General features: G+C 64.2%; 11 protein-coding genes. 6 read left to right on the top strand and 5 right to left on the bottom strand.

Annotated elements, in window-relative coordinates:
- Nucleotides 1–86: 86 nt before the first annotated feature.
- Complete coding sequence (clpA, locus tag BME24068_RS01265) at nucleotides 87–2,387, bottom strand: ATP-dependent Clp protease ATP-binding subunit ClpA (RefSeq protein ID WP_096502347.1); 2,301 nt, start codon at nucleotides 2,385–2,387, stop codon at nucleotides 87–89.
- The gene (clpS, locus tag BME24068_RS01260; protein WP_006398529.1) at nucleotides 2,384–2,698 is read right to left on the bottom strand and encodes an ATP-dependent Clp protease adapter ClpS; all 315 of its coding nucleotides are present in this window, start codon (nucleotides 2,696–2,698) and stop codon (nucleotides 2,384–2,386) included. Before clpS ends, clpA begins: the two co-directional genes overlap by 4 nt.
- Nucleotides 2,699–3,246: 548 nt before the next feature.
- On the opposite strand from clpS, the gene BME24068_RS01255 reads away from it, so the two are divergent.
- Complete coding sequence (locus tag BME24068_RS01255) at nucleotides 3,247–3,450, top strand: cold-shock protein (protein WP_004196460.1); 204 nt, start codon at nucleotides 3,247–3,249, stop codon at nucleotides 3,448–3,450.
- A gap of 181 nt (nucleotides 3,451–3,631) precedes the next feature.
- Here the strand turns inward: BME24068_RS01255 and BME24068_RS01250 are convergent, their stop codons facing one another.
- Nucleotides 3,632–5,230 carry a multicopper oxidase family protein gene (locus BME24068_RS01250; protein WP_174924933.1) on the bottom strand — a complete coding sequence of 533 codons (1,599 nt, stop codon included), beginning with the start codon at nucleotides 5,228–5,230 and terminating at the stop codon, nucleotides 3,632–3,634.
- Nucleotides 5,231–5,895: 665 nt separating this feature from the next.
- Between BME24068_RS01250 and BME24068_RS01245 the strand changes: the two genes are divergently transcribed.
- Complete coding sequence (locus tag BME24068_RS01245; RefSeq protein WP_043190017.1) at nucleotides 5,896–6,120, top strand: hypothetical protein; 225 nt, start codon at nucleotides 5,896–5,898, stop codon at nucleotides 6,118–6,120.
- Nucleotides 6,121–6,249: 129 nt separating this feature from the next.
- Here the strand turns inward: BME24068_RS01245 and BME24068_RS01240 are convergent, their stop codons facing one another.
- Nucleotides 6,250–8,478, bottom strand: a complete 2,229-nt coding sequence (locus BME24068_RS01240; RefSeq protein WP_174924932.1) for an NADP-dependent isocitrate dehydrogenase — start codon at nucleotides 8,476–8,478, stop codon at nucleotides 6,250–6,252.
- A gap of 280 nt (nucleotides 8,479–8,758) precedes the next feature.
- Nucleotides 8,759–10,015 carry an NADP-dependent isocitrate dehydrogenase gene (gene icd / locus BME24068_RS01235; RefSeq protein ID WP_096502353.1) on the bottom strand — a complete coding sequence of 419 codons (1,257 nt, stop codon included), beginning with the start codon at nucleotides 10,013–10,015 and terminating at the stop codon, nucleotides 8,759–8,761.
- Nucleotides 10,016–10,293: 278 nt separating this feature from the next.
- Here icd and BME24068_RS01230 point away from each other — a divergent pair, with 278 nt between their 5' ends.
- The 4 genes from BME24068_RS01230 to fusA all read left to right on the top strand — a co-directional run bounded on the left by BME24068_RS01230 (nucleotide 10,294) and on the right by fusA (nucleotide 14,370).
- Nucleotides 10,294–10,872 (top strand): pseudouridine synthase, encoded by a 579-nt coding sequence (locus tag BME24068_RS01230; RefSeq protein ID WP_096502355.1) that lies wholly within the window; start codon nucleotides 10,294–10,296, stop codon nucleotides 10,870–10,872.
- A gap of 291 nt (nucleotides 10,873–11,163) precedes the next feature.
- Nucleotides 11,164–11,379, top strand: coding sequence for a hypothetical protein (locus BME24068_RS01225; RefSeq protein WP_096502357.1), 216 nt, complete (start codon nucleotides 11,164–11,166; stop codon nucleotides 11,377–11,379).
- Between the two features lie 159 nt (nucleotides 11,380–11,538).
- A complete protein-coding gene (locus BME24068_RS01220; protein ID WP_174924931.1) occupies nucleotides 11,539–12,039 on the top strand; it encodes a DUF192 domain-containing protein in 501 nt (166 codons plus the stop codon).
- Between the two features lie 219 nt (nucleotides 12,040–12,258).
- Nucleotides 12,259–14,370: an elongation factor G gene (gene fusA, locus BME24068_RS01215; RefSeq protein ID WP_096502361.1), complete on the top strand. Its 2,112-nt coding sequence runs from the start codon at nucleotides 12,259–12,261 to the stop codon at nucleotides 14,368–14,370.
- The last annotated feature ends 158 nt before the right edge of the window (nucleotides 14,371–14,528 follow it).

Raw genomic sequence — 14,528 nt, 5'->3', positions numbered from 1 at the left:
GCACCACCACGGCGCCACTGGCGCCAGATAAAACGAAACGGCGCGGAGAACTTCCCGCGCCGTTCGCATGAACAACGAATTATCGCTTACTCGACCTCGACCGTCTCTTCGTTCGGCTTGTGCGGCGGATTCGCCAGCTTGTCGAACGACAACTGCACCTTGTCGCTTTCGTCGACGTCGACCGTCACGTGGCCGCCGTTGACGAGCTTGCCGAACAGCAGCTCGTCGGCCAGCGCGCGACGGATCGTGTCCTGGATCAGCCGCTGCATCGGCCGCGCGCCCATCAGCGGGTCGAAGCCGTGCTTCGCGAGATGCTTGCGCAACGCGTCGGTAAAGAGCGCGTCGACCTTCTTCTCGTGCAGTTGTTCCTCCAGCTGGATCAGGAACTTGTCGACCACGCGCATGATGATTTCCTCATCGAGCGAGCGGAAGCTGATGATCGAGTCCAGCCGGTTGCGGAACTCCGGCGTGAACAGGCGCTTGATGTCGGTCATCTCGTCGCCCGTTTCGCGGCGCGTCGTGAAGCCGATCGTCGCCTTCTGCATCGACTCGGCGCCCGCGTTCGTCGTCATGATGATGATGACGTTGCGGAAATCCGCCTTGCGGCCGTTGTTGTCCGTCAGCGTGCCGTGATCCATCACCTGCAGCAGCACGTTGAAGATGTCCGGATGCGCCTTCTCGATTTCGTCGAGCAGCAGCACGCAATGCGGCTTCTTCGTGACGGCTTCCGTCAGCAGGCCGCCCTGGTCGAACCCGACGTAGCCCGGCGGCGCGCCGATCAGCCGGCTCACCGCGTGACGCTCCATGTATTCCGACATGTCGAAGCGGATCAGCTCGATGCCGAGCGTGAACGCGAGCTGGCGTGCCACTTCGGTCTTGCCGACGCCCGTCGGGCCGGAGAACAGGAATGCGCCGATCGGCTTGTCCATCTTGCCCAGGCCCGCGCGCGCCATCTTGATCGATGCGGCAAGCGCGTCGATCGCCGGATCCTGGCCGAACACGACGCTCTTCAGGTCGCGATCGAGCGTCTGCAGCTTGCTGCGATCGTCCTGCGACACGCTCTGCGCCGGCACGCGCGCGATCTTCGAGATGATTTCCTCGATCTCGCTCTTGCCGATCGTCTTCTTCTGCTTCGACTTCGGCAGGATGCGCTGCGCGGCGCCCGCTTCGTCGATCACGTCGATCGCCTTGTCCGGCAGGTGACGGTCGGTGATGAAGCGTGCCGACAGCTCGGCCGCGGCCGACAGTGCGCCCGACGAATACTTGACGCCGTGGTGCTCCTCGAAGCGCGACTTCAGGCCGCGCAGGATCGCGACCGTCTGCTCGACGGTCGGCTCCGTCACGTCGACCTTCTGGAAGCGCCGCGACAATGCCGCGTCCTTCTCGAAGATGCCGCGATATTCGGTGAAGGTGGTCGCGCCGATGCACTTGAGCGTGCCCGACGACAGCGCCGGCTTCAGCAGGTTCGACGCGTCGAGCGTGCCGCCCGATGCGGCGCCCGCGCCGATCAGCGTATGGATCTCGTCGATGAACAGGATCGCGTGCGGACGCTCCTTCAACTCCTTCAGCACCGTCTTCAGACGCTGCTCGAAGTCGCCGCGGTACTTGGTGCCCGCGAGCAGCGCGCCCATGTCGAGCGAGTAGACCTGCGCGTTCGCGAGGATGTCCGGCACTTCGCCGCGCGTGATGCGATAGGCGAGCCCTTCCGCGATCGCGGTCTTGCCGACGCCGGCTTCGCCGACGAGCAGCGGATTGTTCTTGCGGCGACGGCACAGCACCTGCACGACGCGCTCGACCTCGGGCTCGCGCCCGATCAGCGGATCGATGCGGCCGTCCTTCGCCATCTGGTTCAGGTTCTGCGTGAACTGCGCGAGCGGCGTTTCCTTCTGCGCATTCGCGTCGTCGCTTTCCGCGCTCGCGTCGGTCGACTTCGCGGCTTCGCCGCCGTTCGTCTTCGCGATGCCGTGCGAAATGAAGTTCACGACGTCCAGGCGCGTCACGCCCTGCTGCTGCAGATAGTAGACCGCGTGCGAATCCTTCTCGCCGAAGATCGCCACCAGCACGTTCGCGCCGGTGACTTCCTTCTTGCCGTTCGACGTCGACTGGACGTGCATGATCGCGCGCTGGATCACGCGCTGGAATCCGAGCGTCGGCTGGGTATCGACATCGTCGGTGCCCGGGACGGTCGGCGTGTTGTCGTGGATGAAATTGCGCAGGTTCTGACGCAAGTCCTCGATGTTTGCCGCGCACGCGCGCAACACCTCGGCTGCCGTCGGATTATCCAGCAGGGCCAGCAGCAGATGCTCGACCGTAATGAACTCATGGCGCGCCTGGCGTGCTTCCATGAACGCCATGTGCAGGCTGACTTCCAATTCCTGGGCAATCATGCTTCCTCCATCACGCACTGCAGCGGATGCCCGGCCTGCCGCGCATGGGTAACGACTTGCTCAACCTTGGTCGACGCGATGTCCCGCGTATAGACCCCACAAACCCCTCGCCCTTCGCGATGAACCTTCAGCATGATCTGCGTGGCCGTCTCGCGATCCTTCTTGAAATACTCCTGTACGACCATCACGACGAACTCCATCGGCGTGAAGTCGTCGTTCAGCAGCACCACCTTGTACATCGAAGGCGGCTTGAGCTTCTGCTGCTTGCGTTCCAGGACGGTGCTGTCCTGCTTGTCCGGGATAATCGCCATACACCCATTCTAAACAACTCGGACAGGCCCGCAATCCTGCCATTACCCGACCGACCGGCCGGCGCCCTCCCTGGTTCCCGACGACACGCAATCGTCTTCGTGCCATACGAAAGCCGGCTGCGGTGCCGGCTTTCACGCATGGCGCGGAACACGAACCGTCAGGGGGGAAACCGCACCGGACCATTGCATCCGTGTCCAGTATCCCACAAGCCGGGACGACTCGATCGCGTGTCACTCGAGCCTGGTATATGAGCCGATTATGCGACTTTTCAAGTCCGCGCGCTTGGCGGCATGCTGCAAAGCAAAGCCGGAAAAACCCTGAAAATGGGTTCTTTACAACGTCCCTCCAACCGTCTAAAAATTCCTCTTGACACTTAAATAAAGAGCGCCAACAATCAAGCTGGCACTTTTTTCAATTCGCCAGCCGGTGAAATGAAAGAGGCCGAAGGTGAGCTTGTGAGGGGGGAACGGCTGCATTTTCCGGTCGTTTAGCTTTTCGAGCGTGCTCGTGGTAAGTAGCAGCGACTGTGTGACAGGGGAAGTAGGAAATGGCAACTGGTATCGTTAAATGGTTCAACGACGCGAAGGGCTTCGGTTTCATCACTCCCGACGAGGGCGGTGAGGATCTGTTTGCGCACTTCTCGGCCATCAACATGCAGGGCTTCAAGACCCTGAAGGAAGGCCAGAAGGTGAGCTTCGAGGTCGTTCAAGGCCCGAAGGGCAAGCAAGCGTCGAACATCCAGGCCGCATAAAGGCACCGGATATCGGACGAAGAAACCCGGCATTGCGCCGGGTTTCTTTTTTTTCAGGCCGGCCATTCGTTAATTCGATTGGCCGGCCTTTTCGTTCAATCCCGATAATTGAACACATATTGTCTTGTTGCACGCCCGGATCGAATGCCTGTCATTCGCGTGAAACATATTCGACGTCTCGTTACACGACCTTCAGCGTGCCCATCATGCCGAGATCCTCGTGTTCGAGAATGTGGCAGTGAAACATGCGCTCGCCGGACATGTCCTGCGACACGCGTATCGTCACGGTTTCGCCGCTGCGCACGTTCACGGTATCGCGCCACGCGCGGAACGGTTCGCTCGTGCGCACCCCATCCGATGCACGCTCGATCACCTGGAATTGCGTGCCATGCAAATGGAACGGGTGATCCATGTCGGTCGCGTTGCGGATGTCCCAGCGCTCGATGTCGCCGCGGCGGCTCGTCAACGTCGCGCGGTGCGGCGCGTAAGTCGCACCGTTGATCGTGAAGCGCATGCCTGCCGGGCGGCCGTGCGCCGGGCCGCTCATCATCGCGTCCATGTCCATCTCTTCGCCGAACTCGACCGTCTTGCGCGCAACCGGCTCGCCTAGGGCCGGCACCGCGCGCAGCGTCGCGGGCAGCGCGCGGGCGGCCGCCGGCGCGAAGGTGACGTCGGCAAGTGCCAGCGCCGGGTCGGGCGGCAGGCTGCCGTGGCCGTCGTCGTGCGACATCGCCATCTTGCGGCGGTCGTATTCGGCCGCCTGCAGCACCGCGCGCGACGCACGGTCGCCGGCACGCACCAGCAGCTCCGCGCGCTCGCCGGGCGCAAGCAACAGCGACGTGACGTGGCGCGGGGCATCGATCAGCCCGCCGTCGGTGCCCGCATGCTCGAACGTGCGGCCGTCGTCGAATGCGACGCGCAGATAGCGCGCGCTGCAGGCATTCCACACGCGCCAGCGCTCGTCGCCGGCCACGTCGATCCGCGGCCGGCGCGCGCCGTTCACCAGCACGAACTGGCCCTCGCGGCCGTTCATCCAGTCCATCATGTCGTTCGGCGGAATCGTGCCGTCACGGGCGAGCTTCAGATCGGACACGAACAGGTTGCGCTCGGGCCAGCCGGCGAGCGGGTCGTCGGCAGCGCGCACGACGAACGGGCCGGCCAGCCCGCGGAACACCTGCTCGGCCGTCATCATGTGCGGATGCGGGTGATACCAGTAAGTGCCGGCGCTGCCCTTCGGCAGCGTGAAGCGGTACACGCGCGATGCGCCCGGCGCCACGGGATCGGACGGATTGCCGTCCTGATCCGGCGGCACGGGCAGCCCGTGCCAGTGGATGGTCGACGGCTGCGGCAGCTTGTTCACGAAGCGGATTTCGACGGTGTCGCCCTCGCGCACGTCGATCAGCGGGCCGACGACCGGCCCCTGCGTGCCCGTGCCGAACTGCCAGAACGTCGTCGGCCGCGCGCCGTGCAGCATCGAACGCGCGACCGGCTGCGCGACCAGCGTGGCGCGGAACGTGCCGGCTTCGCGGCTTTCGTTCGCGAGCGTGCGCAGCGATGCGAGCGGCGCGCCGGCCGGCAGCGCGTCGGGGGCCGCGAGCGCGGCCGGCGCCGGCTTGCCGTGCTGCGCGTGGCCCGCCATGCCCGACATCCCGGGCATGTCGTCCATCTGATCCATGCCGGCCATGCCCGCGTGACCGGCATGCTGCGCCCACGCGGTGCGCGTGAACAGCGATGCGGCCGCGATGCCGATGGCGTGCGACAGGAAGGTTCTCCGTATCATCAATCGTTCCTCGTTGTTCATTATGGGTACTGCATCGCGCGGCCGCCGCGACGCGAAACCCGATGCCCGCGTCATCATAACCGCAGCCCCCGGGCGAAACGCCGCGACACCGGACGAGCGGCGATACGCCGCAGCACGCAGGCTCGTCGGACCAACCGGGTGCGGTCGCGCGACGCCGTCGAGCGCCTGCGCGCGCCGCTATTTGCATGCGCTGTATCGCCATGCGCCGAACCCGTCAGCCCACCGCCCCTGCCCGCCTTCCAACCCCTTGCCCGGGCCCGTCAGCCCCCATCGCTCGCCCCGCGATCCGCACGCCACATTCGGTCGATTCGCGAATCCGTCTATTTTTCACGATGTGGAACAAGTCTCTGCCTTATAAAAATTCGTGGTGCGAGGCACAAATTTGCCGTTTCGCGATGCCAAAAATCATTCCGCAATACAAAACGAATGAAATAACACACTGTTTTTAAATGGAAATTTTTGTTTCGAGAAAGCGTTCTACGCGCACCATCGGATACGGCCGCGGACGTAGACTTTGTTCCATGCACTGACGCTTCGCCACCCGGTTCGATACGGAACCGGCGCAAGCAGCCAGTCGGGCCATAGCCGGATGAGCCGGCGGGCGGCACAACAGAATCGCTTGTGATCAGAAAGGGAGAACGGAAATGAAGGGATTTCGCTTTGGTTCAGCGCTCGGGTCGTTCTACATCCTGCCGGGTAACGGCGGCTGGGAAGCGACGTTCGGCAACGCACTGCTCGGCGCGTTCTCGTGCCCGGAAGTGGCGGCCGACCACATCTCTCGCGGCGACTGCGAACAGCCGTCCGAACTGGACACGGCCACGCTGGAAGTGCCGCACGAAATCGCCGAATGGGAAATCGTTCACGTCTGAATGACGCGCCTGCAACGAAAAACGCCCCGGGCGACCGGGGCGTTTTCATGTTCGGCGGGACGGCGAGCCGCGAGGCCCGCCGTGTCGGCTGTCGCCGTTGCCGTGGCACGCGCGACTGCGCGGCCGGCGTCAGGCGACTGCGTCGACGATGCCGTTCAGCGTTGCGCTCGGGCGCATCGCCTGGCTCGTCAGCTCGACGTTCGGACGGTAGTAGCCGCCGATCGCCTGTGCCGTGCCCTGCGCGGCCGACAGTTCTTCCAGAATGCGCGCTTCGCTGTCGGACAGCGACTTGGCGACGCCTTCGAACTGCGCCTTCAGCGCCGCATCTTCGGTCTGCTCGGCCAGCGCCTGCGCCCAGTACAGGCACAGGTAGAAATGGCTGCCGCGGTTGTCGAGACCGCCGACCTTGCGTGCCGGCGACTTGTTCTCGTCCAGGAACTTGCCGGTCGCCTGGTCGAGCGTCTTCGCAAGCACGAGCGCCTTCGGGTTCTGGTAAGCGTGGCCAAGGTGTTCGAGCGACGCGGCGAGCGCGAGGAATTCGCCGAGCGAATCCCAGCGCAGGAAGCCTTCCTCGACGAACTGCTGCACGTGCTTCGGCGCCGAACCGCCCGCACCCGTTTCGAACATCCCGCCGCCTGCCATCAGCGGCACGATCGACAGCATCTTCGCGCTGGTGCCGAGTTCCATGATCGGGAACAGGTCGGTCAGGTAGTCGCGCAGCACGTTACCCGTGACCGAGATCGTGTCCTTGCCCGCGCGGATGCGCTCGAGCGAGAAACGCGTCGCGTCGACCGGCGTCATGATGCGGATGTCGAGGCCGTTCGTGTCGTGATCCTTCAGGTAGCGTTCGACCTTCGCGATGACCTGCGCGTCGTGCGCACGCACCGGATCGAGCCAGAACACGGCCGGCACGCCGGTCGCGCGTGCGCGGTTCACCGCGAGCTTGACCCAGTCCTGCACCGGTGCGTCCTTCGTCTGGCACATGCGCCAGATGTCGCCCGACTCGACCGCGTGCTCGAGCAGCACGTTGCCCGCTTCGTCGGTGACGCGCACGACGCCGTCGGCCGGGATCAGGAACGTCTTGTCGTGCGAACCGTATTCTTCAGCCGCCTGCGCCATCAGGCCGACGTTCGGCACGCTGCCCATCGTGACCGGGTCGAACGCGCCGTGCTGCTTGCAGTCTTCGATCACGGCCTGGTAGACGCCCGCGTAGCAACGGTCCGGGATCACGGCCTTCGCGTCGTACAGTTCGCCGTCCGGGCCCCACATGCAGCCCGACTCGCGGATCATCGCCGGCATCGATGCGTCGACGATCACGTCGCTCGGCACGTGCAGGTTGGTGATGCCCTTGTCCGAGTTGACCATCGCGAGGCTCGGGCGCAGCGCGTATTCGGCCTTGATGTCGGCTTCGATCGCTTCGCGCGTGTCGGCCGGCAGTTCCTTCAGGCGTGCGTACAGGTCGCCGATACCATTGTTCGGGTTGAAGCCGGCCTGCGCCAGCACGTCCGCGTGCTTCGCGAGCGCGTCGCGGTAGAACACCGACACGAAGTGACCGAACATGATCGGGTCGGAGACCTTCATCATGGTCGCCTTCAGGTGCACCGAGAACAGCACGTCCTGCGCCTTCGCGTCGGCGATCTGCGCTTCGATGAAGCTGCGCAGCGCCTTGCGGCTCATCACCGATGCGTCGATGAGTTCACCGGCCTTCACGGCCGTCTTTTCCTTCAGCACCTTCTTCACGCCGTCGGCGGTCGTGAGTTCGATCTTCACGCTGCCGGCATCGGCGATCAGCGCCGACTTTTCGCTGCCGTAGAAGTCGCCTTCGCTCATGTGCGAGACGTGCGCCTTCGACGTCGACTTCCATGCGCCCATCTTGTGCGGGTGCTTGCGTGCGTAGTTCTTGACCGACAGCGGCGCGCGGCGGTCGGAGTTGCCTTCGCGCAGCACCGGGTTCACCGCGCTGCCCTTGATCTTGTCGTAACGGGCCTTGACGGCCTTCTCTTCGTCGGTCGACGGATCTTCCGGATACGCCGGCAGCGAGTAGCCCTGCGCCTGCAGTTCGGCGATCGCGGCCTTGAGCTGCGGCACCGATGCGCTGATGTTCGGCAGCTTGACGATGTTCGCTTCAGGCTTCAGCGTGAGCTGGCCCAGTTCGGCCAGATCGTCGGAACCCTTCTGCTCCGGCGGCAGGACGTCGGCGAACGCCGCGATGATACGGCCGGCGAGCGAGATGTCACGCGTTTCGACGGCGACGCCGGACGAGCGCGTGAAGGCCTTGACGATCGGCAGCAGCGAATAGGTCGCGAGCGCGGGCGCTTCGTCGGTGAGGGTATAGATGATCTTGGGCGAAGTGGACATGGTCGATGCGTTGCTACGTGAAAATGGGGACTGGGGAGCGCCGGCGGTAACCGGCGGGGAGCGACCGGGTGGGTCGCGAAAGGAGCGCGCCGGCTCAACCGGGCGGTGATGTTGCGAGGGCCGTCATGTTCTACCTTGCAGGGCATCCGGGCCGCATCGCGGCGCCGCGGCCCGCATGCCGGACCGCCCTGCCAACAAACCTGCCATCCATGAAACGCTCCGGCGCCGGCAGTCAGCGCCGGGGCGGCCGGCCATCGGCCGGCCCACCCCGGAAGGGGTCTTACATGTTCTCGATCAGCACTTCGCCGAAGCCGGAGCACGACACCTGCGTCGCGCCTTCCATCAGGCGCGCGAAGTCGTACGTGACGCGCTTCTGCAGGATGGACTTCTCCATCGCGGCGATGATCGTGTCGGCTGCTTCCGTCCAGCCGAGGTGGCGCAGCATCATTTCCGCCGACAGGATTTCCGAACCGGGGTTCACGTAATCCTTGCCCGCGTACTTCGGCGCCGTGCCGTGGGTCGCCTCGAACATCGCGACCGAATCCGACAGGTTCGCGCCCGGCGCGATCCCGATGCCGCCGACCTGCGCGGCCAGTGCGTCGGAGATGTAGTCGCCGTTCAGGTTCAGCGTCGCGATCACGTCGTATTCGGCCGGGCGCAGCAGGATCTGCTGCAGGAACGCGTCGGCGATCGAATCCTTGATGACGATCTCGTTGCCCGTCTTCGGGTTCTTCACGCGCATCCACGGGCCGCCGTCGATCAGCTCGCCGCCGAACTCCTTCTGCGCGAGCGCGTAGCCGGCGTCACGGAACAGGCCTTCCGTGAACTTCATGATGTTGCCCTTGTGCACCAGCGTGACCGACTTGCGATCGTTGTCGATCGCGTACTGGATCGCCTTGCGCACGAGACGCTCGGTGCCTTCGGTCGACACGGGCTTCACGCCGATCCCCGAGGTTTCCGGGAAGCGGATCTTCTTCACGCCCATCTCGTCCTGCAGGAACTTGATGACCTTCTTCGCCTGCTCGGAACCCGCGGCCCATTCGATGCCCGCGTAGATGTCTTCCGAGTTCTCGCGGAAGATCACCATGTCGATCTTTTGCGGCTCGCGCACCGGCGACGGCACGCCCTTGAAATACTGGACCGGGCGCAGACACACGTACAGGTCGAGTTCCTGGCGCAGCGCGACGTTCAGCGAACGGATCCCGCCGCCGACCGGGGTCGTGAGCGGCCCCTTGATCGACACCACGTATTCCTTCAGCACCTGCAGCGTTTCGTCCGGCAGCCACACGTCCGGGCCGTACACCTTCGTCGCCTTCTCGCCCGCGAAGATCTCCATCCAGTGGATCTTGCGCTTGCCCTTGTACGCGTGCGCGACCGCCGCGTCGACGACCTTGATCATGACCGGCGTGATATCGAAGCCGGTGCCGTCGCCTTCGATATAGGGAATGATCGGCTGATCGGAAACGTTGAGCGTAAAGTCCTTGTTGACGGTGATCTTGTCACCGCCCTCCGGTACCTTGATGTGCTGATACGGCATGATCGACTCCAGTGACGTGGCTGAGCAGGTGATGCTGGTCGAAACTGCGCACGCGGCGAGGCGGCCTTGCCACCCCGCGACGGCGACAGCGAGCCGCTATTCTAGCGCCCCAACCGGGGCCGGCGGCACGAAGCGCGGCGCTGCGTATCAAGTTTCCCCCTTATGTCTTATATAAGACAGAGGACTTGCCGTTCCGTATTATGCATTAAGATTCCGCCATTTGCCATAGACCGCCCGCCCCGCTTCCCCTTGCGGCACGCCGGGCACGCCGCCTCGCCATGACCCTGATCGCCCTCAACAAGCCGTTCGGCACGATTTGCCAGTTTTCCGCGCACGAGACGCGGCCGTCGCTCGGCGACTGGGTAAAAACGCCCGGCGTCTACCCGGCCGGCCGGCTCGATGCGGACAGCGAGGGCCTGCTGCTGCTCACCGACGACGGCGCATTGCAGGCGCGCATCGCGGAACCGCGCCACAAGCTCGTCAAGCGCTACTGGGCGCAGGTGGACGGCGCGCCGGGCCCGGCCGACCTGAAGGCGCTCGCGCGCGGCGTCGATCTCGGCGACTATGTGACGCGCCCGTGCCGTGCCGAATTCATCGAGCCGCCCGGCGCGCTGTGGCCGCGCAATCCGCCGATCCGCTACCGCGCCGCGATCCCGACCACGTGGATCGAGCTCGCGATCACCGAAGGCAAGAACCGACAGGTGCGCCGGATGACGGCCGCGATCGGCTTCCCGACGTTGCGTCTCGTGCGCGTCGGCATCGGCGCGCTCGACATATTCGCGCTCGGCATTGCACCGGGCGAAACAATTGTGCTGCCGCCACGGGCGCCGTGGGACGGTTTCGCGCACGGTTCGTAACCGCGCCGGCAACTTTCGATTTTTTTCGTCATCTTTTTCGTCAACCGCCGGCGAAGATCGCGCGTTAAACCACGCAGATGCCACCCTTAGCTATCCGGCATTGGCAGCCGAACCGGTATTGGCGTGTTTGCGTCACGAAAGCGACGCTTTCTTCGAATACGATTCGGCGCCCGCAGCGCACAGAGAAATTTCTCGAAGCGTCTGTCAACCGAAAGGTGGATGGCACCGTTAGACGACATGACTCCTATTGCCGGGTCATTTGGTTAATTAACTAAAGCTGAGGAACACAACATGAACAAACTGATCGCCGCTCTGGTCGCTGGCCTCTTCGCAACGGCTGCTTTCGCACAAGCATCGGCTCCGGAAGCTGCTCCGGCTGCTGCTGAAGCTGCTTCGGCACCGGCAAAGCACGCTGCCAAGAAGCACGCTCACAAGAAGGCACACCACAAGGCAGCGAAGAAGGCTGCAGCAAGCGACGCAGCAGCTCCGGCAGCTGCTTCGAACTAAGCAAGCTTGCTGTAATAACGCAGTCAAGAACACGCAGTCTTGCCGTTCTTACGGCGTTGAAAGGCAGATCACCGCAAGGCGATCTGCCTTTTTCTTTTTGTGCCCGCCCGCGCGCTTCGCGTACCATGCGGGTCTCGTTTTCCCGATAGGAGCCCTGCTGTGCGATTCTCCCTGCGCTCGTCGCTCGGCCGCCTTGCGCGCGCCGCCGTGTTTCCCGCCGCGCTCGCCGTGCTCGCACTCGGCATGCAGGCCGCCAGCGCGCAAATGCCGCCCGGCGCCAAGCAGCCGAGCGAATTCCCGCGCGTGAAACTGCGCGCCGGCATGTACGTGATCGACGCGGCCGTCGCCGCGAACGACGCCGACCGCGAACAGGGGCTGATGTACCGGTCGCAGCTCGCGCCGAACGAAGGCATGCTGTTCGTGTTCAACGAAAACGCCGTGCACTGCTTCTGGATGAAGAACACGCTGATCCCGTTGTCGATCGCGTTCGTCCGCGCGGACGGCACGATCACCGACATCGACGAAATGCAGGCCGAAACGACCGACAACCACTGCCCGCGCAACAACGGCGTCTATGCGCTCGAAATGAGCAAGGGCTGGTTCGCGGCGAAAGGCATCAAGCCGGGCATGAAGCTCGACGGCCTGCCGAAGCCCCAGTAACGGCCTTCGCGGCGGCTCCGCCGCGCGTCGACCGAAGCCGGCCGCCCGTTGCGCGCCGGCTTTTTTTTCGCCTGCGGGCGGCCGCGCCCGCCTTGATTCGGCAAACGCTGCCCGCATCTGCAAAAGCCACGGACAAGCGCTATGCTTTAAATCTCGCTTGTTTCCAGTCCGGGCCGGCGCAGTCGACCCGCTTACGATCCGAACCACCAGGAGGTTCACGTGCCCCGCAAAACCCCCATCGAGCGCTATCGCAACATCGGGATCAGCGCTCACATCGATGCCGGCAAAACCACGACGACCGAGCGCATCCTGTTTTACACCGGTGTGAGCCACAAGATCGGTGAAGTGCACGACGGCGCGGCCACGATGGACTGGATGGAGCAGGAGCAGGAACGCGGCATCACGATCACGTCGGCCGCGACCACGGCCTTCTGGAAGGGCATGGCCGGCAACTATCCGGAACACCGCATCAACATCATCGACACCCCCGGGCACGTCGACTTCACGATCGAGGTCGAGCGCTCGATGCGCGTGCTCGACGGCGCGTGCATGGTCTACGACTCGGTCGGCGGCGTGCAGCCGCAGTCCGAAACCGTGTGGCGCCAGGCGAACAAGTACAAGGTGCCGCGCATCGCGTTCGTCAACAAGATGGACCGCATCGGCGCGGACTTCTTCCGCGTGCAGCGTCAGATCGGCGAGCGCCTGAAGGGCGTCGCGGTGCCGATCCAGATTCCGATCGGCGCGGAGGATCATTTCCAGGGCGTCGTCGATCTCGTGAAAATGAAGGCGATCGTCTGGGACGACGAAAGCCAGGGCGTGAAGTTCACGTACGAAGACATCCCGGCGAATCTCGTCGAGCTCGCGAACGAATGGCGCGAAAAGATGGTCGAGGCCGCGGCCGAAGCCAGCGAGGAGCTGCTCGAGAAGTATCTGCACGACCATGAATCGCTGACCGAGGACGAGATCAAGGCCGCGCTGCGCCAGCGCACGATCGCCAACGAGATCGTGCCGATGCTGTGCGGCAGCGCATTCAAGAACAAGGGCGTGCAGGCGATGCTCGACGCGGTGATCGACTATCTGCCGTCGCCGGTCGACGTGCCGGCGATTCTCGGCCACGACTTCGCGGATCCGGAAAAACCGGCGGAACGTCATCCGAGCGACGACGAGCCGTTCTCCGCGCTCGCGTTCAAGATCATGACCGACCCGTTCGTCGGCCAGCTGATCTTCTTCCGCGTGTATTCGGGCGTCGTCGAATCCGGCGACACGGTGCTGAACGCGACGAAGGACAAGAAGGAACGGCTCGGCCGGATCCTGCAGATGCACGCGAACGAGCGCAAGGAAATCAAGGAAGTGCGCGCGGGCGACATCGCGGCGGCGGTGGGTCTCAAGGAAGCGACGACGGGCGACACGCTGTGCGATCCGGCCAAGCCGATCATCCTCGAGAAGATGGAATTCCCGGAGCCGGTAATCTCGCAGGCCGTCGAGCCGAAGACGAAGGCCGACCAGGAAAAGATGGGCCTCGCGCTGAACCGCCTCGCACAGGAAGATCCGTCGTTCCGCGTGCAGACCGACGAGGAATCCGGCCAGACGATCATTTCGGGGATGGGCGAGCTGCACCTCGAAATCCTGGTCGACCGGATGAAGCGCGAGTTCGGCGTCGAGGCGACGGTCGGCAAGCCGCAGGTCGCGTATCGCGAAACGGTGCGCACGACGGCGTCCGACGTCGAAGGCAAGTTCGTCAAACAGTCGGGCGGGCGCGGCCAGTACGGGCATGCCGTGATCACGCTGGAGCCGAACCCCGGCAAGGGCTACGAGTTCCTCGACGAGATCAAGGGCGGCGTGATTCCGCGCGAATTCATCCCGGCCGTCGACAAGGGCATCACCGAAACGCTGAAGAGCGGCGTGCTCGCGGGCTATCCGGTCGTCGACGTGAAGGTGCACCTGACGTTCGGTTCGTACCACGACGTCGACTCGAACGAAAACGCGTTCCGGATGGCCGGCTCGATGGCGTTCAAGGAAGCGATGCGCCGCGCGAAACCGGTGCTGCTCGAACCGATGATGGCGGTCGAAGTCGAGACGCCCGAAGAGTTCATGGGCAACGTGATGGGCGACCTGTCGAGCCGGCGCGGCATCGTGCAGGGGATGGAGGACATTGCGGGCGGCGGCGGCAAGCTCGTGCGCGCCGAAGTGCCGCTCGCCGAAATGTTCGGCTATTCGACGTCGCTGCGCTCGGCGACGCAGGGTCGCGCGACGTACACGATGGAGTTCAAGCAGTATGCGGAAACGCCGGCGAACGTGTCGGAAGGCGTGATCAACGCAAAAGTGAAATAAGCGCGCCGCTGCCGCGGCACATCGAAGCCCGTCCGGTTCCGGACGGGCTTTTTTTCGTCTGCCGAACGAATCGACGCACGCTGCCGGCATCGCGCCCGATCGGCACGCCTGGCATTTTTTTCGCATGCCACAATACATCGCGATTCGTCCGATGGAAC

It is taken from the genome of Burkholderia anthina (assembly GCF_902498995.1).
GTDB lineage: Bacteria > Pseudomonadota > Gammaproteobacteria > Burkholderiales > Burkholderiaceae > Burkholderia > Burkholderia anthina.
This window is presented reverse-complemented; position numbering and strand designations above follow the sequence as displayed.

Coding starts and splice junctions, on each gene's coding strand:
- clpA (WP_096502347.1), bottom strand. CDS start 2,387: ATGATTGCCCAGGAATTGGAAGTCAGCCTGCACATGGCGTTCATGGAA.
- clpS (WP_006398529.1), bottom strand. CDS start 2,698: ATGGCGATTATCCCGGACAAGCAGGACAGCACCGTCCTGGAACGCAAG.
- BME24068_RS01255 (WP_004196460.1), top strand. CDS start 3,247: ATGGCAACTGGTATCGTTAAATGGTTCAACGACGCGAAGGGCTTCGGT.
- BME24068_RS01250 (WP_174924933.1), bottom strand. CDS start 5,230: ATGATACGGAGAACCTTCCTGTCGCACGCCATCGGCATCGCGGCCGCA.
- BME24068_RS01245 (WP_043190017.1), top strand. CDS start 5,896: ATGAAGGGATTTCGCTTTGGTTCAGCGCTCGGGTCGTTCTACATCCTG.
- BME24068_RS01240 (WP_174924932.1), bottom strand. CDS start 8,478: ATGTCCACTTCGCCCAAGATCATCTATACCCTCACCGACGAAGCGCCC.
- icd (WP_096502353.1), bottom strand. CDS start 10,015: ATGCCGTATCAGCACATCAAGGTACCGGAGGGCGGTGACAAGATCACC.
- BME24068_RS01230 (WP_096502355.1), top strand. CDS start 10,294: ATGACCCTGATCGCCCTCAACAAGCCGTTCGGCACGATTTGCCAGTTT.
- BME24068_RS01225 (WP_096502357.1), top strand. CDS start 11,164: ATGAACAAACTGATCGCCGCTCTGGTCGCTGGCCTCTTCGCAACGGCT.